Source organism: Duffyella gerundensis (genome assembly GCF_001517405.1).
Lineage (GTDB): Bacteria > Pseudomonadota > Gammaproteobacteria > Enterobacterales > Enterobacteriaceae > Duffyella > Duffyella gerundensis.
In genome coordinates, this window is sequence record NZ_LN907827.1 from 602,677 (window position 1) to 625,199 (window position 22,523).

16 protein-coding genes are annotated in these 22,523 nt (G+C 55.1%); 12 read left to right on the top strand and 4 right to left on the bottom strand.

All coding sequences use genetic code 11. The features are described 5' to 3' along the window. The first annotated feature begins 72 nt into the window (after positions 1 to 72). The 4 genes from EM595_RS02755 (at position 73) to EM595_RS02770 (ending at position 8,943) form a co-directional block, all read left to right on the top strand. Positions 73 to 972, top strand: coding sequence for a LysR family transcriptional regulator (locus EM595_RS02755; RefSeq protein WP_067427644.1), 900 nt, complete (start codon positions 73 to 75; stop codon positions 970 to 972). Positions 973 to 1,250: 278 nt separating this feature from the next. Then, positions 1,251 to 4,022 (top strand): Ig-like domain-containing protein, encoded by a 2,772-nt coding sequence (locus EM595_RS02760; protein WP_067427646.1) that lies wholly within the window; start codon positions 1,251 to 1,253, stop codon positions 4,020 to 4,022. Positions 4,023 to 4,087: 65 nt separating this feature from the next. Further along, entirely contained in the window at positions 4,088 to 4,957 is an 870-nt protein-coding gene (locus tag EM595_RS02765; protein WP_067427648.1) for an OmpA family protein, read from the top strand. Positions 4,958 to 5,157: 200 nt separating this feature from the next. After that, positions 5,158 to 8,943 carry an Ig-like domain-containing protein gene (locus EM595_RS02770; RefSeq protein ID WP_067427650.1) on the top strand — a complete coding sequence of 1,262 codons (3,786 nt, stop codon included), beginning with the start codon at positions 5,158 to 5,160 and terminating at the stop codon, positions 8,941 to 8,943. A 288-nt stretch (positions 8,944 to 9,231) separates the two neighbouring features. Here the strand turns inward: EM595_RS02770 and EM595_RS02775 are convergent, their stop codons facing one another. Next, complete coding sequence (locus tag EM595_RS02775; protein WP_067427652.1) at positions 9,232 to 9,540, bottom strand: putative quinol monooxygenase; 309 nt, start codon at positions 9,538 to 9,540, stop codon at positions 9,232 to 9,234. A gap of 36 nt (positions 9,541 to 9,576) precedes the next feature. Further along, positions 9,577 to 10,158: an NAD(P)H-dependent oxidoreductase gene (locus tag EM595_RS02780; RefSeq protein ID WP_067427654.1), complete on the bottom strand. Its 582-nt coding sequence runs from the start codon at positions 10,156 to 10,158 to the stop codon at positions 9,577 to 9,579. Between the two features lie 152 nt (positions 10,159 to 10,310). Between EM595_RS02780 and EM595_RS02785 the strand changes: the two genes are divergently transcribed. The 4 genes from EM595_RS02785 to ftsP all read left to right on the top strand — a co-directional run bounded on the left by EM595_RS02785 (position 10,311) and on the right by ftsP (position 15,900). Then, the gene (locus EM595_RS02785; protein ID WP_173645356.1) at positions 10,311 to 11,078 is read left to right on the top strand and encodes a transporter substrate-binding domain-containing protein; all 768 of its coding nucleotides are present in this window, start codon (positions 10,311 to 10,313) and stop codon (positions 11,076 to 11,078) included. Positions 11,079 to 11,234: 156 nt separating this feature from the next. Then, a complete protein-coding gene (parC, locus tag EM595_RS02790) occupies positions 11,235 to 13,511 on the top strand; it encodes a DNA topoisomerase IV subunit A (protein ID WP_067427658.1) in 2,277 nt (758 codons plus the stop codon). A gap of 112 nt (positions 13,512 to 13,623) precedes the next feature. Beyond that, positions 13,624 to 14,364 carry a 1-acylglycerol-3-phosphate O-acyltransferase gene (locus EM595_RS02795; RefSeq protein WP_067427659.1) on the top strand — a complete coding sequence of 247 codons (741 nt, stop codon included), beginning with the start codon at positions 13,624 to 13,626 and terminating at the stop codon, positions 14,362 to 14,364. Between the two features lie 120 nt (positions 14,365 to 14,484). After that, on the top strand, positions 14,485 to 15,900 hold the full coding sequence (gene ftsP, locus EM595_RS02800; RefSeq protein ID WP_067427661.1) for a cell division protein FtsP: 1,416 nt from the start codon (positions 14,485 to 14,487) through the stop codon (positions 15,898 to 15,900). Positions 15,901 to 15,950: 50 nt separating this feature from the next. Here the strand turns inward: ftsP and dkgA are convergent, their stop codons facing one another. After that, a complete protein-coding gene (gene dkgA, locus EM595_RS02805; RefSeq protein ID WP_067427663.1) occupies positions 15,951 to 16,775 on the bottom strand; it encodes a 2,5-didehydrogluconate reductase DkgA in 825 nt (274 codons plus the stop codon). Between the two features lie 210 nt (positions 16,776 to 16,985). Here dkgA and EM595_RS02810 point away from each other — a divergent pair, with 210 nt between their 5' ends. After that, positions 16,986 to 17,879: an AraC family transcriptional regulator gene (locus EM595_RS02810; RefSeq protein ID WP_067427666.1), complete on the top strand. Its 894-nt coding sequence runs from the start codon at positions 16,986 to 16,988 to the stop codon at positions 17,877 to 17,879. Positions 17,880 to 17,882: 3 nt separating this feature from the next. On the opposite strand, the gene EM595_RS02815 is transcribed toward EM595_RS02810, so the two are convergent. Next, a complete protein-coding gene (locus EM595_RS02815; protein ID WP_067427668.1) occupies positions 17,883 to 18,500 on the bottom strand; it encodes a response regulator in 618 nt (205 codons plus the stop codon). A gap of 226 nt (positions 18,501 to 18,726) precedes the next feature. Between EM595_RS02815 and EM595_RS02820 the strand changes: the two genes are divergently transcribed. From EM595_RS02820 to EM595_RS02830, 3 genes are all read left to right on the top strand, one after another. Continuing rightward, positions 18,727 to 19,272: a fimbrial protein gene (locus tag EM595_RS02820; RefSeq protein ID WP_067427670.1), complete on the top strand. Its 546-nt coding sequence runs from the start codon at positions 18,727 to 18,729 to the stop codon at positions 19,270 to 19,272. A gap of 81 nt (positions 19,273 to 19,353) precedes the next feature. Next, entirely contained in the window at positions 19,354 to 20,052 is a 699-nt protein-coding gene (locus tag EM595_RS02825) for a fimbria/pilus periplasmic chaperone (protein WP_067427672.1), read from the top strand. Between the two features lie 14 nt (positions 20,053 to 20,066). Then, the gene (locus EM595_RS02830; protein WP_067427674.1) at positions 20,067 to 22,487 is read left to right on the top strand and encodes a fimbria/pilus outer membrane usher protein; all 2,421 of its coding nucleotides are present in this window, start codon (positions 20,067 to 20,069) and stop codon (positions 22,485 to 22,487) included. Positions 22,488 to 22,523: the final 36 nt, after the last annotated feature.

The following is a 22,523-nucleotide window of genomic DNA, read 5'->3' on the forward strand; positions in this document are numbered from 1 at the left end:
CATAACGCTCAGCGCCTGCCTGTAAGTCCGGTCTTGAAAATCGTTGTTATTTATTGCCTGAAAGGATGTGCCGTGAAAATTACGCTTGAAGAGCTACGCGCCTGGGTCACCGTGGTGGATACCGGCTCGATTACCGCCGCAGCGGAGCAGCTTCATCAAACCAGTTCTGGCATCAGCCGGGCGTTAAGCCGTCTGGAAAGTAAGCTGCAAACCACGCTGCTGCATCGCACCACACGTCGGCTGGCGCTGACCGAAGAGGGCACCATTTTCCTCGAACACGCACGACAGATTCTGGCGTCGGTGGAGCAGGCGGAAGAGCAAATTGCCCAGCGCCGGGAAATGCCTGCCGGGCGACTGCGCGTCAATGCAGCGACGCCGTTTATGCTGCATGTGATTGTGCCGCTGGTGGCGGAATTTACCGAAGCCTATCCGCTGATTCAGCTGGAACTGAACACCGATGATGTGTTGATCGATCTGCTGGAGCAGCAAACTGATATCGCTATTCGCATTGGCGAACTGCGCGATTCTTCCATCCGTGCGCGTTCGCTGGGCTGTAGCAGGCTGCGGCTGATGGCAACGCCCGCTTATCTGGCCAGGCACGGTACGCCGCGCAGTGTGGAGGAGCTGGCACAGCATCGCCTGATCGGCTTTACGCAGGCCGAGCCGCATAATACCTGGCCGATTTGGCGCCAGGAAGGCGAGCTGTTGCACATCAAACCGGATCTGGCAGCATCAAGCGGGGAAACCATTCGTCAGCTGGTACTGGCGCACCAGGGCATCGCTCGCATGTCCGATTTCGTTACGCATCAGGATGTCGCTAACGGGCGGCTGGTACAGGTGTTAGAAGCAGAAACGCGCGATGTTCGCCTGCCGGTCAACGCGGTCTATTATCGCAACTCAACCCTCTCTTCGCGCATCACCTGCTTTCTGGATTTCCTGCAGCAGAAAATCGACGCCAGCAAACTGCTTTAGCTTATCCCCCCTGAACCCCCTTTTTTTTGCCCGCTGCTGGCGCTTAATTTCAGTAAAGTAAGCGCCATTAATTTTATCAAAAACAATAGCTTGTTAATTATTTAACCTTTGCTTCCCGCAAAATATTTCTGCCGAACAAGACAGGTCTGATAAGCGATTCGTCCGTATTCAGCAAATATTCGAAAAAATTTTGAACCATGTGGGTTGTGGTTCAACCAGGGAAGTTCTGCGCGCTGAGCCTGCGACGCAGTTCGGTTTAACAATCGTAAGGGTTATTCATGAATGCTACTCCAGTAAGCGTCGCGGTCATCGCGGACAAGACGGTGACCAAAGCAGAAGTACTGCGCACCACCAAGACAGGCGCACCGGTTAAGATCAAAGCCGTTGCCAACGGAAAATACCTGCTCGCCGAGCAACAGAATGGTGTGGCACCGGAGAATATTACCGTTAAGCGCGCTGGCAAAAATCTGCTGGTGATGCTGGAAGGCACCGACCTCGATCAGCCGCAGCTGATTATCGAAGGCTTTTTCGATAAGCCAGGCGAACTGGCGGGTATTGCCGAGGATGGCGAATACCATCCGTTTATCGCCACCGATGGTGAAAGCGATCACGAAGCAGCGGTGCTGGCTGACGGTGAGTCGTCAGCGTTGGCACTCGGCGCGGAAACCATGGGCGACAGCCTGTATAACCTCGAGCCAGCGGCCGGTTTTGCCTGGTCACCGGCTCTGCTGGCACTGGGTGGCCTGGCGGCAATCATCGCTGCGACGGGCCTCGGCTACATGGTTGCAAAAGAGCAGTTCAAAGACAGCGGCGGCGATAAAAGCCGCAGCGGCAGCGGCAGCGGCAGCGGCAGTGAAGGCGCCGATGGCGGCACTGACAAACCGGCGCAAAAACCGGTCATGAGTGCGGCGATTGATAACATCGGTAGCGTTACCGGACCGATTCCTGCGGGCGGCTCCACCGACGATTCGCGCCCTGAGTTTACTGGTCGTGCAACGCCAGGCAATACCATTGAAATCTGGGACGGTTCAACCAAACTCGGCGAAACCAAAGTCAACGACGACGGTAGCTGGAGCTTTACGCCAGAGAAAGCCTTAACCACCGGAAAGCACAGTATTTATCCGATTGAACGTGATGCAGACGGCAATAAAAGCGAAGCAGGGGAAGCGATCGATTTCACCCTTGATCTGACCGCACCGGCCAAAGGCAGCATCAGCGACATGATCGATAACGTCGGCAGCAAACGCGGCAGCATCGCCTCCGGTGACTCAACCGATGACACCACGCCAACCATGGTCGGCAAAGCAGAACCCGGCTCGACCGTAGAAATTTGGCTGGATGGCAAACGCATTGGTAATGCGCTGGTAACGGCGTCAGGCGAGTGGAATTACACTCCGGCAGCCCTGGGCAATGGCAGCCACAGCTTCACCGTTGTGGTGACCGATCCGGCAGGCAACCGATCGCTGCCTTCTGACCCTTACGTGATCATTGTTGATACCGTGGCGCCGGAAAATCAGGGTATTGGCTACATCAAAGATAACGAGGGCGCGGTAACCGGGCCGATCGGTGAAGATGGTCGTACCAGCGATGCACGTCCGAGCATTGGCGGCGAAGGCCAGGAGAAGGGCGATATCGTTAAAGTTATCGTTGATGACGAAGTCATCGGCTCGGTTGTCGTCGGGGATGATGGCAAATGGGAATTCCGTCCGGAGAAACCAATTGGTGAAGGCGAACACCTGATCGAAATCGTGATTACCGATCCGGCGGGCAATGAGTCAGGCAAAATTGAACCGATTGAAGTGATCGTCGACACGCAGACTCCTGAAAACAACGGCATCGGCTATATCGAGGATCGCAGTGGTGATGAACCGAAACGCATTGAAGACGGCGGCTGGCTAAAAGATGTACAGCCGGTGTTCGGCGGTGAAGGTCTGAAAGATGGACAAATCGTTGAAATCATTATCAATGATGAAGTAGTGGGATCGGTTGTCGTTGAAAATGGCAAATGGGAGTTTATTCCTGAAGCACCGCTGGATGACGACAAATATATCGTTGAAACCGTCGTAAAAGACACCACTGGCCGTGAATCTGCTAAATCTGATCCGATTGAAATCAACCTTGATACCGAAGCGCCTGCGCAGCCTGCTATTGGCGGCATTGAAGATAACACCGGTGATGAAACCGGCCCTATCGCCGCGGGTGGCACCACCGACGAGACGCGTCCGGTAATCAGCGGCAGCGGTGCCGAAGCGGATACCATTATTCGCATCTTTGATAATGAAAAAGAGATTGGTAGCGTAAAAGTAGCCGAGGACGGCACCTGGAGCTTTCAGCCCGCAGAAGGTGATGCGCTTGAGGCAGGCAATCACATCATTACCGTGGTCAGTGAAGACCGCGCCGGAAACCAGTCTGAAGCGTCAGAAAGCTGGACCATCATTGTGCAAGGCGATCTACCACTGCCACGCAACAGCACGTTCGACGAGGTTCATGACGATATTGCGATGGATATCGGCAACCAGTTACCAGGCAGCCTGATCAATGACAACCAGCCCACCTTTCGTGGTACCGGCGTAGCGGGTGAAATGGTTTATCTCTATGACGAAGCTGAACTGTTGGCCACCTTCCTTGTTGAGGAGAGTGGCAACTGGGAATACACCCCACCAGAAGCGCTGGCTGAAGGCGATCATAATTTCCGGGTGGCTTTCGGTGACGACACCCAGCCGCTTACCGCCCGTATTCCGGAAGCCGGTTGGGATATTGAGATCGATACAATTGCCCCCTTACCGCCGCTGCGCCCGGATCCTGTTCCCGATACCCTGGCATTGCCGTTTAGTGCCAGCGATCTGTTGAACATCACGCTACCAACCTTGTTTAGCGATGCCGAACCACTCCCTGGCACCGCGCTGGCAAACACCATGTTGGAGCTGCCGGATATCGATCAACCGGCGGCTGAACAACCGATTGAGGTAGCGCAAGCGCTCTCTTCCGCGAATGACGAGCAGGCGCGTCTGCTGGCATCGATTTCACCTGACGATCAGCCAATTTATTGAGAGTGCGAAAGCCCTCACCGCAACTTAATTAATCGGATGCCTGGAGAGGCATCCGTGGAGACGTTATGAAAAAGTTTACTTCTACCCTCTGGCTGGCCTTATTAGCGGCGCCGATGTTTGCTGTGCAGGCCGCACCGGCTTTTGGCCCTGCCTGGCAAGGCGCGGTCCCGGCCGCGAGCGATCAGACACAAATTATTTATTATCGTCCAGCCGATCTGATGGGTAACGGCCCGGCGCATATCTATGTCGATGGTGAATATCAGGCCGCGCTGCTGCCCGGTAACTACAGCCGTTTTTGCCTGTCGCCAGGCAGCCATTCTCTGGGCAGCTTTGTCCAGGATGCGCCAGGTTATGAAGGCAAACGCGATCAGCCATGGCGTGATGAATTAGGCGCAGGCAAAACCTATTACATTCGTGCCAGCATTGACGGCAGCGGGCAGCCGCAGGTGGTTGCCCGCACTCAGGCAGAGAGCGAACTGGCTGGCCTGCGTCAGCAGACTCACACGTTGTCACGCGCCTCTTCGGTGCAGGCGTGTCGTCAGCCTACCGCTGCGCCAATTTACAACGATTATCAAATCTCCAGCGATATTCTGTTCCGCTTTGGCGGCGGTGGCATGAAGGACATTACCGCTGAAGGGCGCCAGGCAATTTCTCAGTTGGCCGCCCAGCTGAAACAAAGCGGGGAAGCACAGAGCCGCATTGAGGTGATTGGCCACACCGATCCTATCGGTAAGCCACAGGCCAACCTGCTGTTGGGTCAACGTCGTGCCGATACGGTGCGCCAGATGCTGATTCAGCAGGGCGTTTCAGCCGGCAATATTCTCAGCCAGAGCGTCGGCAGTAGCCAGGCATCCAGCCAGTGCAGCGGCACGCAGGCACAGCGCATCGCCTGTCACAAACCCGATCGCCGTGTGGTCGTACGCGTAATGCAGTAACGCAGTACCACTGCCTAACCACCAAGCCATATCTTCGGATATGGCTTTTTTTATCGTTTTTTTCTGGTGGGTATTTATAAAGCAGCAGGGTTTGAGACGGGTCTTGTGGGGAGCAGAGCAGGAATCAACGACAGTAGGCTATGTCCGGGCGAAAGCGAAAAGGACTATTAATCGGATGCAATCATACAAAGGAAAGCGATATGAGTAACCCCTTCAATATCAACCACGGCACCGTATTTCACACCAACGATCCCTTCTGGACCTTACCTCTGGATGGCCAAGACGCGGCCAACGGTAGAGTCGAAGTCTATATTAACGGCAAAAAAGTTGATTTTGTCATTGATGAAAACGATAAATACGTTATCGATTTCAACCAGCCGCTGCCGGAAGGCAAGCACGTCGTAACGGTTATGACCTTCGATCCGGCAGGTAACCCAAGCCCACCGGGTGTTTTCCTGCTGGATGTCGATTATACGCCGCCGGTTAAGCCTGAAATTCTGCGTGTCGTTGATGATAGCGGTGCCGATCCTTACTACCTGACCTCTGGCGAAGTGACCAAAGATGGCGCGCCAGTACTGACCGGTAGCGGCGAGCCAGGCACCAAAGTTAAGCTGATGAACGGCACTGAAGAAGTGGGTGAGGTTGAAGTCGACAGCCTCGGACGCTGGCAGTTTACCCCTGAGCTGAAAGAAGGCACCAATACCTTTACCGTGGTGTCTATCGACAAAGCGGGTAATCAAAGTGAGTCCGATCCGTTCAATATTTACCTGAACGAGAAGCCAGCCGATGCGCCTGAAGAGATCGCGCGTCAGCCAGTAACTCAGGACACGGCACCAGTGGTTCAGGAAGAAGAGACGCCGGTTGATCCCATCCCTGGGGCAATGGCACCTGTGCTTTCCCGCGATGGCGTGCTGACTTTCGATGGTTATCTGGTCGATCCTCAGGATGAGGGCGCCCTCGTTCAAGTGGTTGTCGATGGCGTGATCTATTCAACCACCATCAAAGATCTTCAATGGTCGCTGGATGCGCTTCAGCTGGAGGATGGTCTGCACGTTGTGGACATTCGTTATACTGACCTGGCGAAGAACCCAGGCATACCAACACAGTTCCTGTTTGAGGTGGATAAAACGCCGCCAGAGCAGCCTGTTATTCTGCAGGTTTATGATGATGTAAACGGTCGTAACCTGTCGCCTATGGGTTCTACCAACGATACTACGCCTACGCTTGTCGGTGTATCTGAACCTCATTCTGTTGTTTATGTTTATCGCGGCGACCGAGAGCTGGGTTCCGTTGAGGCTGATGCCAATGGCCGCTGGGAATTTGACACCAGCACAGTAAATCTGACGGGAAGCAGTCACCAGTTTAAGGTTAAAGCGCAAGATAAATATGAGCGTGAGAGCATTTTCTCAGATACCTTCCCTGTCAACTTTGATATCGCTCCGCCGCAGAAACCTACCATCGGTGGTGCTTCTGATGACGTGGGTACGCCTACTGAACTGGTCAGCAATTCGCGCACCGATGACGATCGTCCTACCTTCCGTGGTCAGGCCGAGAACGGTAGCCTGGTGACGATTTATGTCAATGGTGAGGCGGTTGCCAGCACCTATGCTGATGCAATGACCGGTAACTGGTCACTCGATGCGCCGCTGGAAGCGGGTGAAAACATTGTTACCGTTGTGGCTAAAGATAGCGCCGGTAATGAAAGTGAAGCCTCTGATGAGTTCGTGCTGACGCTGGCGGAAGATCCAAACCAGCCACTCATCGGCGGCCTGTTTAACAATGATGGCGATGTGCCTGTTGCTATTGCCAATGGTGCCGACACCAACGATAAAACCCCGCTGCTGACCGGTGAAGGTGTTGATGGCGATATCATCAAGGTCTTCCTGGATGGTAACGAGATTGGTTCAACCACGGTAAAAGACGGCGAATGGTCGTTTGAACTCCCTGAAATTGATGGCCTGCAAGATGGTGAGCATGCGCTGACCATCACCGTGACCGATGAGTTCGACCAAACTTCTGATTTGTCCGAACCTTTCGTGTTTAATCTGGATACTCAGGCGCCAGATAGCATCGATATCGGTGCCGGTACGGTGGTTGATGATGAAGGTAACCCGATCGAAGAGGGTGTAAAAACTGGCGATGATAAGCCAACCTTTACCGGTGAAGGCACTGATGGTGATCTGATCACCATCGTCGATCAGGATAACAACCCAATCGGCTCCGCTATCGTTTCAGAAGGGCGCTGGGAGATCACACCAGAAGAAGGTCTGGACACCGGTGAATATGATCTTGGCATCATCGTTACCGATCCGGCGGGCAATGAATCTGAAAAATCAGAAGATCCATTTAAGCTGATCGTCGATACCACGCCGCCGGAAAACCTGACCGACGTGGTGCTGAAGGACAATACCGGCCCGATTACAGATCCTCTTACTGGCGACCCAGCATTGATCGATGACCCGCGTCCGGAATTTAGTGGCCGTGGTGAGGCTGGATCCAGCGTCATCATTATTGTTGATGGTGAGGAAGTTGGTACCGTCCAGGTAAACGATGACGGCGAGTGGTCATGGCAGCCTGCAGACGATCTGGAAGAAGAGGTAACCCACAGCTTTGTTGCCCAACCGGTTGATGAAGTGGGCAACCGCGGTGAGGCGACGGCACCAATCAACATTATTGTTGATACCAGTCCGGTAAGCCTTTCTGCTCTGGTTGTGAGCGATAACGAAGGTATTTATCAGAATGACCTGGTCAGTGGCGACAAAACCGACGATACCACGCCAACCTTCTCCGGTAGCGCGACCGATGGTTCAACGGTGTTTATCGTCGATAAATTGACCAATACCATCATCGGCAGCGTGCAGGTGAATAACGGCAGCTGGACATTTACGCCAGAGGCACCACTGGACCAGGGCAACTATGAACTGGAAATTTACGCGCAGTCTCCTTACGGGGTACAAAGTGCGAAAACCGAGTTCAACTTCACCGTGGATCTGAGCACGCCAGAAGCACCTGCTTTTGGCACCGACTTCGATATCTGGGATGACGTAGGTTCAATTACCGGGAAGATTACCCAGGGCGGCGAAACCGACGATGTGAGACCAGAATTCAAAGGTACCGCAGAGAAGGATGAGGTGATCTTTATTTACGCTGACGGTGACACTGAGACTGCCATTGCCTCAATCAAGGTAGACGAGTCAGGTGAGTGGTCATGGATGCCGGATACCGACTTAGGTGAAGGCGAACACAGCTATCAAGTCGCTATTCGCGACGCGGCGGGAAATATGGGTGCTATCAGCGAAGCTATTGAGTTTACTGTCGATGTGCAAGCTCCACTTAACGGCAGAATGGAGGGCATTTGGACCAATATCGGCGGCTCAAATAGTAGTATTCTTCCAGATCCGGACGGCGAAGGAGAATATATTGCTCAATCCAAAGATAACAGCCCGGTATTCTCCGGCCGAGGTGAAATCGGTACGTTAGTCACCATCTACGACAAAGACAACGGAAACGCGGTGGCTTCTGGCTACGTCCAGGATACAGGACGCTGGAGAATTGAAACCATTGAACTGCAGGACGCGACGTATAACTTTGCCATTGAGTTCTCCGATGCGGCAGGTAATACCGAGACAATCGATGTTGAGTTTCCAGTTAAGATCGATACTACGCCGCCGGGCCCACCGATCACTGCGCCAATCCCGGAAACCCGCGGCCTGTTTGAGATTGATGAGCAAGGTGCAGCACTGTCAGTTAATGACGTCCTGCAGCAGGGTCAACAGGATCTGTTCATCAACAGCGGCACCACTCAGCTGATGGTTACCGGTAAGTCAGGTGCAGTATTGAACCTGGAAGACCTGACTAACGATCAGAATGAGTGGCAGCAGGCTAACGGCAGCGTAACGGTAGGCGGCGTGGAATATAACGTCTTCCAGAGCGCGGGCAAGGATGTGGAACTGTTGGTACAGCAGGATCTCAATACCCAGCTGTAATCAAATAGTAGTTTGAATCAAGGCGGCCAACTGGCCGCCTTTTTTATTCGCGCTAAATGCGCATCACCGGTATGAACCGACGCGATCTCAGCGCGCTGCTATGCGCTATGTTGTTGGCATGCAGCACAATACATTTCCCCACGTTAACCTTAAGCAGCACGCAGATACGCCATTGTCGGCGGCAGCGTGCCGTTGTTATGCGTCAGCCAAAAATAAAGGCGACCCGCTGGCCGCCTTGTTACGCGCTGTTATTGTGATCATGCTGATGAAGCAGGCAAAGCACTGCTATTACGCCGTCGGCTCCAGCACAAAGATCTTCACCTCAACCACGTCATCTTTAATCAGCGCGCGATGCGCTTCCATGTGCGGCATCTGCTGATGCTGCTCAAGATGACGCAGGGAATCCCACTTTTCCAGCATATAGATGCTGTCAGGTGAGTTCTGTTTCCACGGCACCTGCGCCTGGTGATCCACCAGCGCATCATACTGGCCGCAGCCTTCTTCTTTCAACACGGTGGGAATCAGCTGTTTGATGATCTCCAGCACTGCCTGACGACGGCCAGGTTTGACACAGATCTCTGCAACGACTGTCAGCATAGCGGCATTTCCCGTTTGGCTTGTTAAGGCAGTAAGTTAAGCAAAGATTTTGCCTAAGTGCTCGCGATAACGTGCAATATCATTCTCAATCTCAGGCTGTTTAATCACATCGTTACAGATAAAGGTTGGCAGGCCGCTCATGCCAAGGAACTGATTGGCTTTGTGGAAGTGCAGATAGAGTCCGTCGACGCCAACGCCTTCGAAAAACTGATCCGGATCGGTAAAGGCTTCGAGTGGCGCATTCCACGTCAGCGACAGCATATATTTTTTGCCCTGCAGCAAGCCGCCGGAACCGTACTTTTTACTGGCGTCAGCGCGGCTGCGACCATCGCTGGCATACAATGCGCCATGACCTTCAGTAAACACTTCATCGATATATTTTTTCAGGATCCAGGGTTCGCCCATCCACCAGCCTGGCATTTGATAAATCACCACGTCGGCCGCAAGATATTTTTGCACCTCTTCCGCGATATCATAGCCCTTGTCGATGCCGGTAGTGATGACCTGATGGCCATTATCGCGCAGGAAAGCCGCGGCAACGTTAGCCAGCGTATGGTTCAGTTCGCCTTTTGAGTGGGCAAACGCTTTGCCCGCATCAAGAATCAGGACGTTACTCATAATGGTAGTGCTCCGTTAAACAATAATGTGCGTAGTTTACGCGCGACCGTACCAAAGAAAAATGTGGTCCGGGTCACAAGACTTTTGCTTCGGCAGCAACAATCGGCTGGCATATGACACAATTCGGACGCAAACCCCTTTCAGGATCCTCTATGAACAAGTTCGTTATCAGTGCGGCGCTGATCGTCATTTCAGCCACCGCGCAGGCGCAATCGCGTCTGGAAAACATCACCAGCAGCAAAACGCTAAAGGTGTGCACCACCGGTGATTACAAGCCTTACAGCTTTCTGCGCCCCGAAGGCGGTTATGAAGGCATCGATATCGCAATGGCCGAATCACTGGCCAGTAGCCTCGATGCGAAGGTGGAGTGGGTACCAACCACGTGGAAAACCCTGACCCCCGATTTTCTGGCCAAACAGTGTGATATCGCCCTGGGCGGCGTCTCGGTCACGCTGAAGCGCCAGCTCACCGCGTGGTTCGCGCAGCCGCTGGGCAACGACGGCAAAATCCCGCTGGTACGCTGTGAAGATAAGGCGCGTTACCAAACCATCAAACAGCTGAACCAGCCTGCGGTGCGGCTGATAGAACCGGCCGGCGGCACCAACGAGGCGTTTGTACACAGCCATTTACCCGCGGCCTCGCTGACGCTATTCCACGACAACGTCACCATTTTTCAGCAGCTGGTGGATAAAAAAGCGGACGTGATGATTACCGATGCCTCAGAGGCGCAATACCAGGCGAAGCGTTATCCACAGCTCTGCGCGGTGAATCCGGATCGGCCGATGCAGTATGGCGAAAAGGGCTATATGCTGCCGCAGAACGACATCGGCTGGAAACTCTACGTCGACCAGTGGCTGCACCTGTCGGTTGCCACCGGCGAATACGCAAAAATTGTGACGCAGTGGCTCGGTAAAGCCTGAAAAAACGTGGCGCTCAGCTACGCTCTCACTCAGTGATATTCAACCGGCAGCCTCTGTGACTCGGCAGGCAGATAAGGTACTATCCTCGCCAAACCGTCCGCTGGGTGGCGTGCTGCCGGGTCTGGCTTTGCGCCACGATGTGAGGAATTGAAATTAATGAGTGATCTGACGCAGGATGGTGCAGAGCGACTTGCACTGCACAAATTTACTGAGAACGCGTACCTCAACTATTCCATGTACGTCATCATGGATCGTGCGCTTCCCTATATTGGCGATGGCCTTAAACCGGTACAGCGCCGCATTGTTTACGCCATGTCAGAACTGGGCCTGAACGCCAGCGCCAAGTTTAAAAAATCGGCGCGTACCGTGGGTGACGTGCTGGGTAAATACCATCCGCACGGCGACAGCGCCTGCTATGAAGCGATGGTGTTAATGGCGCAGCCTTTCTCCTACCGCTATCCGCTGGTGGATGGTCAGGGCAACTGGGGCGCACCGGACGATCCGAAGTCGTTTGCCGCCATGCGTTATACCGAATCGCGCCTGTCGAAATATGCCGAGCTGCTGCTGGGCGAATTGGGGCAGGGCACGGTGGACTATGTGCCTAACTTTGACGGCACGCTGGACGAGCCGAAAATGCTGCCGGCACGCCTGCCAAATATTCTGCTTAACGGCACCACCGGCATCGCTGTCGGTATGGCAACCGATATTCCACCGCACAACCTGCGCGAAGTGGCGCAGGCGACCATCAAGCTGATCGATGCGCCGAAAACCACGCTGGATGAGCTGCTGGATATCGTGCAGGGGCCCGATTTTCCTACCGAGGCGGAGATCATCACGCCACGTGCGGAGATCCGTAAGATCTACCAAACTGGCCGCGGATCGATTCGCCAGCGCGCGGTATGGAAAAAAGAGGATGGTGACGTGGTGATCACCGCGCTGCCGCATCAGGTTTCCGGTGCGCGCGTGCTGGAGCAGATCGCTAACCAGATGCGCAATAAAAAGCTGCCGATGGTCGAGGATCTGCGTGACGAATCGGATCATGAAAACCCGACGCGTCTGGTGATCGTGCCGCGCTCTAACCGCATCGATCTTGAGCAGGTGATGAACCATCTGTTTGCCACCACCGATCTGGAAAAAAGCTACCGCGTTAACCTGAACATGATCGGGCTGGATAACCGTCCGGCGGTGAAAAATCTGCTGGAAATTCTCAGCGAATGGCTGGTTTATCGCCGTGACACGGTGCGTCGCCGCCTTAATTACCGCCTGGAAAAAGTGCTGAAGCGCCTGCACATTCTGGAAGGTTTGCTGGTGGCGTTCCTCAACATCGATGAAGTGATTGAGGTCATTCGCAGCGAAGATGAGCCGAAGCCGCAGCTGATTGCCCGTTTTGGCATCAGTGAAACTCAGGCTGAAGCGATTCTTGAACTGAAGTTGCGCCATCTCGCCAAACTGGAAGAGATGAAAATCCGCGGCGAACAGAGCGAGCTGGAGAAAGAGCGCGATCGTCTGCAGAGCACGCTGGGATCGGAACGCAAAATGAACAGCCTGCTGAAGAAAGAGTTGCAGGCAGACAGCGAAGCCTATGGCGACGACCGTCGTTCACCGCTGAACGAGCGTGAAGAGGCGAAAGCGATCAGTGAAAATGAACTGGTGCCATCAGAGCCGGTGACCATTGTGCTGTCGCAGATGGGCTGGGTGCGCAGCGCCAAAGGCCATGATATCGATCCGAGTGGATTAAACTATAAGGCGGGCGATAGCTTCCGTGCCGCCGCGCGCGGCAAGAGCAATCAGCCGGTGGCCTTTATCGACTCTACCGGCCGCAGCTATACGCTCGATCCAACCTCGCTGCCGTCGGCACGCGGGCAGGGGGAGCCGCTGACCGGCAAACTCACGCCGCCGCCGGGCGCGGTGATGGAACAGGTGTTGATGGAGGCGGAAGATCAGAAGCTGCTGATGGCATCCGATGCCGGTTACGGTTTTGTCTGCACCTTTGCCGATTTGATCTCGCGCAACCGTGCAGGCAAAGCGCTGCTGACGCTACCGGAAAACGCCAAAGTGCTGACGCCGATGGCGGTGCATAGCGACGACGATCTGCTGCTGGCGATCACCGCCGCCGGACGCATGTTAATGTTCCCGGTAGGCGATCTGCCTCAGCTCTCCAAAGGCAAAGGCAACAAAATTATCTCCATTCCGGCGGCGCAGGCAGCGGCCGGGGAAGATAAGCTGGTCTGGCTGCTGCTGTTACAGCCGCAAAGCGCGATCACGCTACACTTTGGCAAGCGTAAGCTCACCTTGCGCAGCGAAGAACTGCAGAAATTCCGTGCCGAGCGTGGCCGTCGTGGCACCTCGCTGCCGCGTGGTTTGCAGCGTATCGATCGGGTAGAAGTGGATGCGCCTGCATCAGCTCGCACCGAAAGCAGCAGCGACGAGTAACAATAATGCAGTCACGCAGCGGGCGAGGTTATTTCGCTAACGCCCGCTGCGATACCGGTGTGTTTTATGACAAAGCCGGTATACTCAGGGACAAGGCGAACATGAGGTAGCTATGCTCTTAATTTTACGTGCCATTGTGGTCATTATTTACTCTCTTTTGGTCAGCATTTTCGGCTGTATTTACTGCCTGATCTTCTCTCCGCGCAACCCACGTCACGTCGCCACATTTGGCCGTGCCTATGGTCGTTTGTCGACGGTTTTGGGCGTCAAAGTTGAGCTGCGCAGACCGGAAGGTGCCGAGCACTACGGCAACGCCATCTACATTGCCAATCATCAGAACAACTACGACATGATCACCGCGGCGAAGATTGTGCAGCCGACCACGGTAACCGTCGGAAAAAAAAGCCTGCTGTGGATTCCGTTTTTTGGCCAGCTTTACTGGCTGAGCGGCAACCTGCTTATCGATCGCGATAACAGCGCCAAGGCGCACAACACCATTGCGCAGCTGGTCGATCAGTTTAATAAAAAACGCATCTCATTCTGGATGTTTCCGGAAGGCACCCGCAGTCGCGGACGCGGCCTGCTGCCGTTTAAGACCGGCGCTTTCCATGCGGCCATCGCCGCCGGTGTGCCGATCATTCCGATTGTGGTATCGAACACCCACGACAAAATCAAACTCAACCGTTTGAAGAACGGCCTGGTGATTGTTGAAATGCTGCCGCCGGTTGATATCAAAGCGTTTGAAAACCAGTCGGTACGCAAGCTGGCGACGCACTGTCGCGAGTTGATGTCCGCTAAACTGGAAGAACTGAATGCCGAAGTCGCCGAGCGTGAAGCGAGCGGCAAATATTGAGTCACTGCTGCGGGGCGCAAGTCCCGCAGATTTTGCACGACTACAGCAACCCATAGCAATCCCGCAAAATAACAATACGGCGACGATATTCCTCGTTTCGCTGACCTGTTCGGAGTTTTTATGTCTTTCAGTCGACGGCACTTTCTTCAGCTCTCTGGCGCGGCAGCCTGTGCAGGCGCATTGCCGCGTAATGCCCGGGCCGCGGCTGTTGAAACCGCATTGCCGGTGCCGCCGCTGATCGAATCCCGTCGTGGGCAGCCGCTGTTTCTCACCCTACAGCGCAGCCACTGGGCGTTTATGAGCGGCAGCAAATCACCGGTCTGGGGCGTCAACGGCATGTATCTTGGCCCGACGGTGCGCGTCTGGAACGGCGATGACGTTAAGCTGATCTACAGCAACCGCCTTAATGAGCCGGTGGCGATGACCATCAGCGGATTGCAGATGCCCGGCGCGTTGATGGGCGGCGCGCCGCGACTGATGTCGCCGGGCGCTGACTGGGCGCCGGTGTTGCCGGTGCGCCAGGCTGCGGCAACCTGTTGGTATCACGCCAATACGCCTAACCGCATGGCGCCGCACGTTTATAACGGACTGGCGGGCATGTGGCTGATTGAGGATGCGGTCAGCAAGGCGCTGCCGTTGCCTAACCATTATGGCGTGGATGATTTTCCGCTGATCATTCAGGACAAACGGCTCGATAACTTTGGCACGCCGGTTTACAACCCACCGCAAAACGGCGGTTTTGTTGGCGATACGCTGTTGGTGAATGGCGTGCAGAATCCGTTTGTCGAAGTGTCGCGTGGCTGGGTGCGCCTGCGGCTGCTGAACGCGTCTAACGCGCGCCGTTATCAACTGACGTTAAGCGACAGCCGACCGTTTCACGTTATCGCCAGCGATCAGGGTTTCCTGCCGGCGCCGGTGCCGGTACAGCAGCTGTCACTGGCGCCAGGCGAACGGCGCGAGGTGCTACTGGATATGACCCAGGGCGATGAAGTTACGATTACGTCGGGTATTGCGGCGTCGGTAATGGATCGGCTGCGTGGCCTGTTTGAACCGTCCAGTATTCTGACCTCGAATCAGGTACTGACGCTGCGGCCAACCGGCCTGCTGCCGCTGGTCACCGATAACCTGCCGATGCGCCTGCTGGCCGATCAGATCCTCGATGGCGTGGCGGTGCGCACCCGCGAGTTCCGCCTCGGCGATGCGTTGCCAGGCATTAACGGTGCGCTGTGGGACATGACGCGCATCGACACGCAGGCGCAGCAGAACAGTTTTGAGCGCTGGATTATCCATTCTGATACGCCGCAGGCGTTTCATATCCAGGGCGTGATGTTTTTGGTCAAGCGGGTCAATGGCGCGCAGGCGATGGCGGAAGACCGCGGCTGGAAAGATACCGTTTGGATCGATGGCGATACTGAATTGCTGGTGTTCTTCCCGCAGGCGTCGTCAGAACACTTTCCGTTTGTCTATCACAGCCAGACGCTGGAGATGGCCGATCGCGGTACCGCCGGTCAGCTGCTGGTTAATCCAGCACCATAAAAAAAGGCCGACTGCTGTCGGCCTTTTTTGCGTGCTGCGCCAGTCGCGCATCAGTTCAGTTCGTCGGGATCCGGACCGAGGCGATTGCCTTTATCGAGCTTGGTCATTTCACTGATTTCCGGTTTTTCGAGACGGAAATCAAACACCGCAAAGTTCTCTTCAATACGCGATGGCGTGACCGATTTAGGAATCACCACCAGCCCGCTATCCAGATGCCAGCGAATGACGATTTGCGCTGGCGTCTTGCCATATTTTTTCGCCAGGCTTTTCACAATCTCCTGATCAAATACGCCTTTACCACCCTGTGCCAGCGGGCTCCAGGATTCGGTCTGAATCTGGTGCATGGCATTCCACGCGTGCAGTTCACGCTGCTGCAGCATCGGGTGCAGCTCAATCTGGTTAATCACCGGGGAGACACCGGTTTCGTCGATCAGGCGCTTCAGATGATTCTGCTGGAAGTTACAGACGCCGATGCTTTTGGTCAGCCCCTGTTTCTGCAGCTCAATCATGCTTTTCCACGCGTCCACATAGTTATCTTTCTGCGGACATGGCCAGTGCATCAGATAGAGATCAACGCTCTCCAGCTGGAGCTTTTTCAGGCTGGTTTCAATCGCCTGCTGACCGTTCAGTTGATCGTCATTCCACAGCTTGGTGGTCACGAAAATATCGTCACGCGCGACGTCAGTTTCCTGCAGCGCCTGACCGATACCTTCCTCATTCTTATAGATCGCAGCGGTATCGATAGAACGATAGCCAACCTGCAGCGCTTTAACTGCCGCCTTGCGGGCATCATCGATGCTCGCCTGCCAGACACCTAAACCGAGCTGCGGCATCATGTTGCCGTCTCGCAGTTTGATAATCGGTTGCTCTGCCATAAAACGCTCCTTTTTGCTTTCAGCGCCCGCGCAAAATGCACGGCTCGCCACTGGAGATTAAGTCTAGTCAACATTCAGCCGATTGGGACAAGCGAAGCGCAGAGATCTCTGCTCATTTCTGCCATAATCTTGCCTGTTTCTGCACTGCGGTGGAGAAGTGAACGAAAATCACGCACACTACACGCCGGAAAAGGCAGAGGAGAAAGCCAGATGCAGCATGATGAAATCTGTTCGAAACTGGCGCAGCGCGTTATCGAATTAGCCAGCGGTGATTATGCCTCGCTTTCGCAGGTTGCTGATATTTCACTGTTATATGCTAATTCTCCGAGTACGCGCATGCCGGTGATGTATAAACCCGGCATTGTGATCCTGTTTCAGGGGAAAAAAACCGGTTATCTGGGCAACAGCGTTTTTCATTACGATGCGACCAAATACCTGATGCTCACCGTGCCGCTGCCGTTTGAGTGTGAAACCTGGGCCTCGCCGGAAGTGCCGCTGGCGGGCATCAAACTCAGCGTGGATAGCCTGAAGCTGCAGGATTTGCTGATCGATATCGGCGATGACGACAGCTTTCAGCCGGTGCCGCAAACCAGCGGTATTCACTCCGCCTGGCTAACCGAGCCGATGCTCTGCGCGGCGGAGCGGTTGCTGGATGTGATGTCGAGCCCGCGCGATGCTCGCGTGCTGGGCCCGCAGATCGTGCGGGAAATTCTCTATCACGTTTTAACCGGTCCGTGTGGCGGCGCGCTGCTGGCACTGGTCAGTCGACAAACGCAGTTCAGTCAAATCGCCCGTGCACTGCGCCGTATTGAAAATAACTTTGCGGAAACGCTGAGCGTGGAACTGCTGGCCGCCGAGGTCAACATGAGCGTATCGGCGTTTCACCATAACTTCAAAGCGGTAACCAGCACGTCACCGTTGCAGTACCTGAAGAGTTACCGGCTGCACCAGGCGCGGACGCTGATGGTACAGGATGGCTTGAAGGCGAGCACGGCGGCAATGAAGGTGGGCTATGAAAGCGCCTCGCAATTTTCACGCGAATTTAAACGCTATTTTGGCACCACCCCCGGCGAGGAGATTACCCGCCTGCGCCAGCCTGCCTGATCGCTACTCGAGCTGATTACGGCGCATAAATTCGAACAGCGCCAGCGGCGTGGGGCATTCCAGTTTATCCATTAGCCGCGATTTATAGGTGCTCACGGTTTTAGTGCTAACGTGCATGCTGGCGGCGATTTTGCCGTTATCATTGCCGCTAAGAATATGTTGCAGCACCTGAAACTCGCGCGCAGAGAGCCGTTCCAGCTTCTCTGCATCCGCCGTCGGCGCGACGCGCTCAATGGCATGACTCTGATAGGGAAAGAAGCCGTAGCCGTTTTGCGCGGCGGTGATCGCCAGCAAAATATCGTGGAAAGGTCGCTTCTTGCTGATATAACCGTTCGCACCCGCCTGCGCGCTGCGCGGCGCATAAAGGTCCGCACTTTTGGCAGTGACCACAATAATAATGCCGGGAAAGCCCATATTACGAACGCGCTTAATTAGCGATAACCCTGACTGCGAATGAATAGCGATATCAATAATAATGATGTCGGGATAATAATTATCTATGGTGTTATACGCATCCTCGCCGTTATTTTCAGCAATGACCTGATAATGCGCTTTTTCCAGTAGTGTGCGAACCGCCATCCTGACTAACGGATGTTCATCAATAATAACAACCCTGTTCATTCTCTTTTCCTTACTGGCATCCATGCGATGCAAAAATAATAATCATCTGCAAAATAAAAAGATAGTGTTATTCACCAGGAGATAACCGCTTTGTGCGTGATGGCCGACATAATAATGCAATATCCGGCTATGGCGGTGGCTTTAATTACCCGTCAGGATAATAACGCTGAAATAACGCAGCAAATTACTTTTAACCAAAAGCATTATTATGGATAAGGAACAGAAGATGAAAAACTCAGTGAAAGCATCGCTGGTCAGCGGCTTATTTATCGCCATGGGTACTTTCTCGCAGGTTCAGGCAGAAGACGTTGCAGGCGGAACGGTACGTTTTCTCGGCACGGTGGTCAACGGTGCCTGCGCAGTGGATGCCGGCGATGTTGATAAAGTGGTGCAAATGGGTCAGGTGCGTGTGGCTGACTTCAACGGCACCGCGGGCACGCCGGCGAAACTGCGTCAGGATGTGGATATCAAACTGCTCGATTGTGATACCAGCGTTGCCCAAACAGCAGCGGTCACCTTTAAAGGAACCGGCTCGCCGGGTTATAACGGAATCCTGAGTGCCGGTTTCGGTGCAGGTGCGGCTACCGGCGTCGGTATTCAGCTATTTGATACCACTGGCGAACCGCTGCTGTTGAATACACGGTCAACAGCAACCCAGTTGATCGATGGCACCAATACCCTGCATTTTCGTGCAGGTTATATTTCGGTAAGCGATACCGTTACCCCGGGCAATGCGGATGCCACTGCTACCTTTGATATTACTTACGCATAATATCAGTCAGGCCAGGGATGGCCTGAATTTCCTGCATAACAGCTCAACGATTAATTAAATCCATCAGGCATTATTACCATTATGAATAATCATTTTCGCTGGCTAATTATTGCGCTTCTTCTCTGCTGCTCTCCCTTTTCATATGCTGGTGGTATCGTATTAGGCGCAACGCGCGTGATATATCCGTCAGACCAAAAGCAAATTTCTCTGTCAATCAGGAATAGCGATGGGAAAAAATCTTTCCTTATTCAGTCGTGGGCGGAAGAAGACAACAAGAAAAGTCGCAATATATTGATCACGCCGCCGCTGATGGTAATGAAACCGCGCAGGGAAAATACGCTGCGTATTATTTATGTTGGCAGCGCATTGCCCGTCGATCGTGAATCCTTATTCTGGCTCAGCGTGAAATCGGTACCCGAGAAAAGCGAGGCGCTGGCGGAAAGCAACACGCTGCAGTTGGCGGTGGTTAGCCGCATCAAATTGTTCTACCGGCCTGACGCACTGCGCGATGATCCGGATAGCGCGTGGCAGGCGCTGCGCTTTTCCCGCAGTGACACACAGCTGACAGTGCATAACCCCACGCCTTTCTGGATAACCGTGATCAATCTCAGCGTCGGCGGACAGGCGATCGATAACGTGATGGTGGCACCACGGAGTCAACAGACGCTGCCGCAGCGCGTTAACAGCGGCGACATCTTCTATCAAACCATTAACGACTATGGCGCGCACACGCCGAAAACGCGCGGTGCAATGCAGGATGCCGCCGCTATACAGCCCTGACTGGAGCAACCGACATGGAACGTGGCTGTTACCGTCTTACCGCGCTGCTGATCATGGCGAGCGCGGAGGTGAATGCTGTCCGCTTCGATCCGGCATTTCTGATTGAAGAGGGCCAATCCGTTGCCGATCTGTCACAGCTTGATGAACAGAGCGGACTGTTGCCGGGGACCTACCTGATGGAGTGGCGTATGAATGAGCGAAGCGCCGGCCTGCGAGAAACACAGCTGTTACCCGGCGAGCAAGGGCTGTTGCCCTGTTTATCCGCAGCATCACTGGAAGAGCTGGGCGTCAATCTGGCGCATTTGCCTGCGGAGGGACTGGCAGACGCATGTGTGCCTTTTACCGAACTCATCGCTGGAGCCAGTACTGAGGTTGATAGTGAGCGCTTACGACTTATCCTGAGCATTCCGCAGGCGGCGCTGCATAATCGCGCGCGCGGTACGGTGCCGGAGGCACGCTGGCAGCGTGGCATTAACGCCGGCATGCTCAATTACAGTCTGCACGGCAGCCAGCGGTGGGGAGAAGCCTCAAGCCGCCAGCAGCTGATGACCTTACAAAGTGGTATCAACCTCGGTGAATGGCGCTGGCGCGACTACAGCACGTTGCGCCTTGCGCAGGGAGAAACCCGCTGGCGTCATCTCTCCAGCCAGTTTCAGCGCGATATCGTGGTGTTGCGTAGTCAGCTGCAGCTCGGGGATCTTGCCACCACAGGCGAGCTGTTTGACAGCCTGAGCCTGCGCGGCGTGCAGTTGAGCAGTGATAACAGCATGCTGCCGGACAGCCTGCGCGGTTTTGCGCCGGTTATTCGCGGCGTGGCGCGCGGCCCGGCGCGGGTTGAGGTACGTCAGCAGGGCGCACTTATCCGCGAAAGCCAGGTGCCGCCGGGCGCCTTTGTGATCGACGATCTCTATCCGCTCAGCAGCCGCGGCACGCTGGACGTGGAGATTATCGAACAGGATGGCAGCCGTAGCGGTTTCAGCGTGCCTTTTTCATCGCTGCCGGTGCTGCAACGCGAAGGGCGCGGGCATTACAGCCTGAGCGCCGGGCGCCTGCGGCTGGTATCTGGCGATCGGCCCTGGCTGTTGCAGAATACCGTGGCGTGGGGATTGCCCTGGCAGCTCACCGCCTATGGCGGCAGTCAGCTGGCGGAAGAGTATCAGTCGCTGGCGGCGGGCCTGGGGGTCAACGGTGGAAGGTGGGGCGCCATGTCACTCGATCTGACGCATGCACGGCATCAGCAGGCGTCGGGCGAAGCCTGGCGCTGGCGATACGCACGCTACTTTTCGCAGACGCAATTGCAGCTTTCCGCTTACCGCTACGCGACATCCGGCTACCGCACCTTTTCTGAGGCCGCGCAGAGCAAAAACCGGCCCGACACGGTACAGCGAAAACAACGCGTTGATCTCAGCCTCACGCAGACGCTGGGCAGCTATGGGTCACTGTGGATTAACGGCAGCTGGCAGAACTACTGGCAGCAAAGCGGTAGCGAACGCTCACTACAGTTAGGTTACAGCGGCGTATGGCGCGGCATGACCTTTAACCTGAGCTACAGCCACAACCAGCTGTTGCGCTATCGCAGCAGCGATCGGGTAATTGGATTCAACCTGATCGTGCCGCTGGATCGCTGGCTAAGCAAAAATCGTTATGCCAACCGTAGCCATACCCTTAACGCCACGGCGGGCAGCAGCGTGGATAATCACGGGAATGCGCAATTCTGGAGCGGCATCAGCGGCAGCGCGGGTGAAGGGCATGCGCTCAGTTACCGTTTGCAACAGCGCCTGAGTAATCAGTCAGCAGGCAGCAGCAGCTATGCGAGTGCGGCCTGGCGCAGCCGCGCCGGTAACCTCGACGGCGCAATTGTCAGCAACGCCCGCGGCCAGCAGCTTAGCTGGGGCCTCAGCGGCGGCGTAGTGCTGCATCCGCAGGGTGTAACCTTCACGCAGCCGCTGGGAGAAACCAACATTCTGGTGAGCGCGCCCGGTGTGGCCAATCTGCCGCTGGAGCAGAACGGCAGTGTAAAAACGGATTGGCGCGGCTATGCCGTGGTGCCGTGGGCGTCACCCTATCGCTGGAACCGGGTCGCACCGAATCTGCGGCAGTTGGAAGAAGGCTATGAAATAGAAGAGGCGGTGCAATGGCTGGCACCAAAACGGGGTGCGTTAGTACGTGCTCACTTTGACGTTAAACGGGGCTATCGGGTGCTGATGACGCTGCGCTACCGCGGAAATGCCCTGCCTTTTGGCGCCCTGGTCGCGATTGGTAATCGGCAAAGCATTGTCGGCGATGAGGGCGAAGTCTGGCTCACCGGTCTGCCCGCCACAGGAGAGTTGCAGGCGCGCTGGGGCAAAGGTGCCGGGCAGCAGTGTCGGCTGCGCTACCGTTTACCCGACGATGCCGCCAGCGGCATTCAACGCTTACAGGGAGAGTGCCAGTGAGACGATTCTGCACGTTATTGCTGTTCGCTAGTGCCT

What these genes read in the sequence shown, in the direction of transcription:
- EM595_RS02760 (WP_067427646.1), top strand. Translation starts at nt 1,251, where the DNA reads ATGAATGCTACTCCAGTAAGCGTCGCGGTCATCGCGGACAAGACGGTG.
- EM595_RS02765 (WP_067427648.1), top strand. Translation starts at nt 4,088, where the DNA reads ATGAAAAAGTTTACTTCTACCCTCTGGCTGGCCTTATTAGCGGCGCCG.
- EM595_RS02770 (WP_067427650.1), top strand. Translation starts at nt 5,158, where the DNA reads ATGAGTAACCCCTTCAATATCAACCACGGCACCGTATTTCACACCAAC.
- EM595_RS02775 (WP_067427652.1), bottom strand. Translation starts at nt 9,540, where the DNA reads ATGCTGACAGTCGTTGCAGAGATCTGTGTCAAACCTGGCCGTCGTCAG.
- EM595_RS02780 (WP_067427654.1), bottom strand. Translation starts at nt 10,158, where the DNA reads ATGAGTAACGTCCTGATTCTTGATGCGGGCAAAGCGTTTGCCCACTCA.
- EM595_RS02785 (WP_173645356.1), top strand. Translation starts at nt 10,311, where the DNA reads ATGAACAAGTTCGTTATCAGTGCGGCGCTGATCGTCATTTCAGCCACC.
- parC (WP_067427658.1), top strand. Translation starts at nt 11,235, where the DNA reads ATGAGTGATCTGACGCAGGATGGTGCAGAGCGACTTGCACTGCACAAA.
- EM595_RS02795 (WP_067427659.1), top strand. Translation starts at nt 13,624, where the DNA reads ATGCTCTTAATTTTACGTGCCATTGTGGTCATTATTTACTCTCTTTTG.
- ftsP (WP_067427661.1), top strand. Translation starts at nt 14,485, where the DNA reads ATGTCTTTCAGTCGACGGCACTTTCTTCAGCTCTCTGGCGCGGCAGCC.
- dkgA (WP_067427663.1), bottom strand. Translation starts at nt 16,775, where the DNA reads ATGGCAGAGCAACCGATTATCAAACTGCGAGACGGCAACATGATGCCG.
- EM595_RS02810 (WP_067427666.1), top strand. Translation starts at nt 16,986, where the DNA reads ATGCAGCATGATGAAATCTGTTCGAAACTGGCGCAGCGCGTTATCGAA.
- EM595_RS02815 (WP_067427668.1), bottom strand. Translation starts at nt 18,500, where the DNA reads ATGAACAGGGTTGTTATTATTGATGAACATCCGTTAGTCAGGATGGCG.
- EM595_RS02820 (WP_067427670.1), top strand. Translation starts at nt 18,727, where the DNA reads ATGAAAAACTCAGTGAAAGCATCGCTGGTCAGCGGCTTATTTATCGCC.
- EM595_RS02825 (WP_067427672.1), top strand. Translation starts at nt 19,354, where the DNA reads ATGAATAATCATTTTCGCTGGCTAATTATTGCGCTTCTTCTCTGCTGC.
- EM595_RS02830 (WP_067427674.1), top strand. Translation starts at nt 20,067, where the DNA reads ATGGAACGTGGCTGTTACCGTCTTACCGCGCTGCTGATCATGGCGAGC.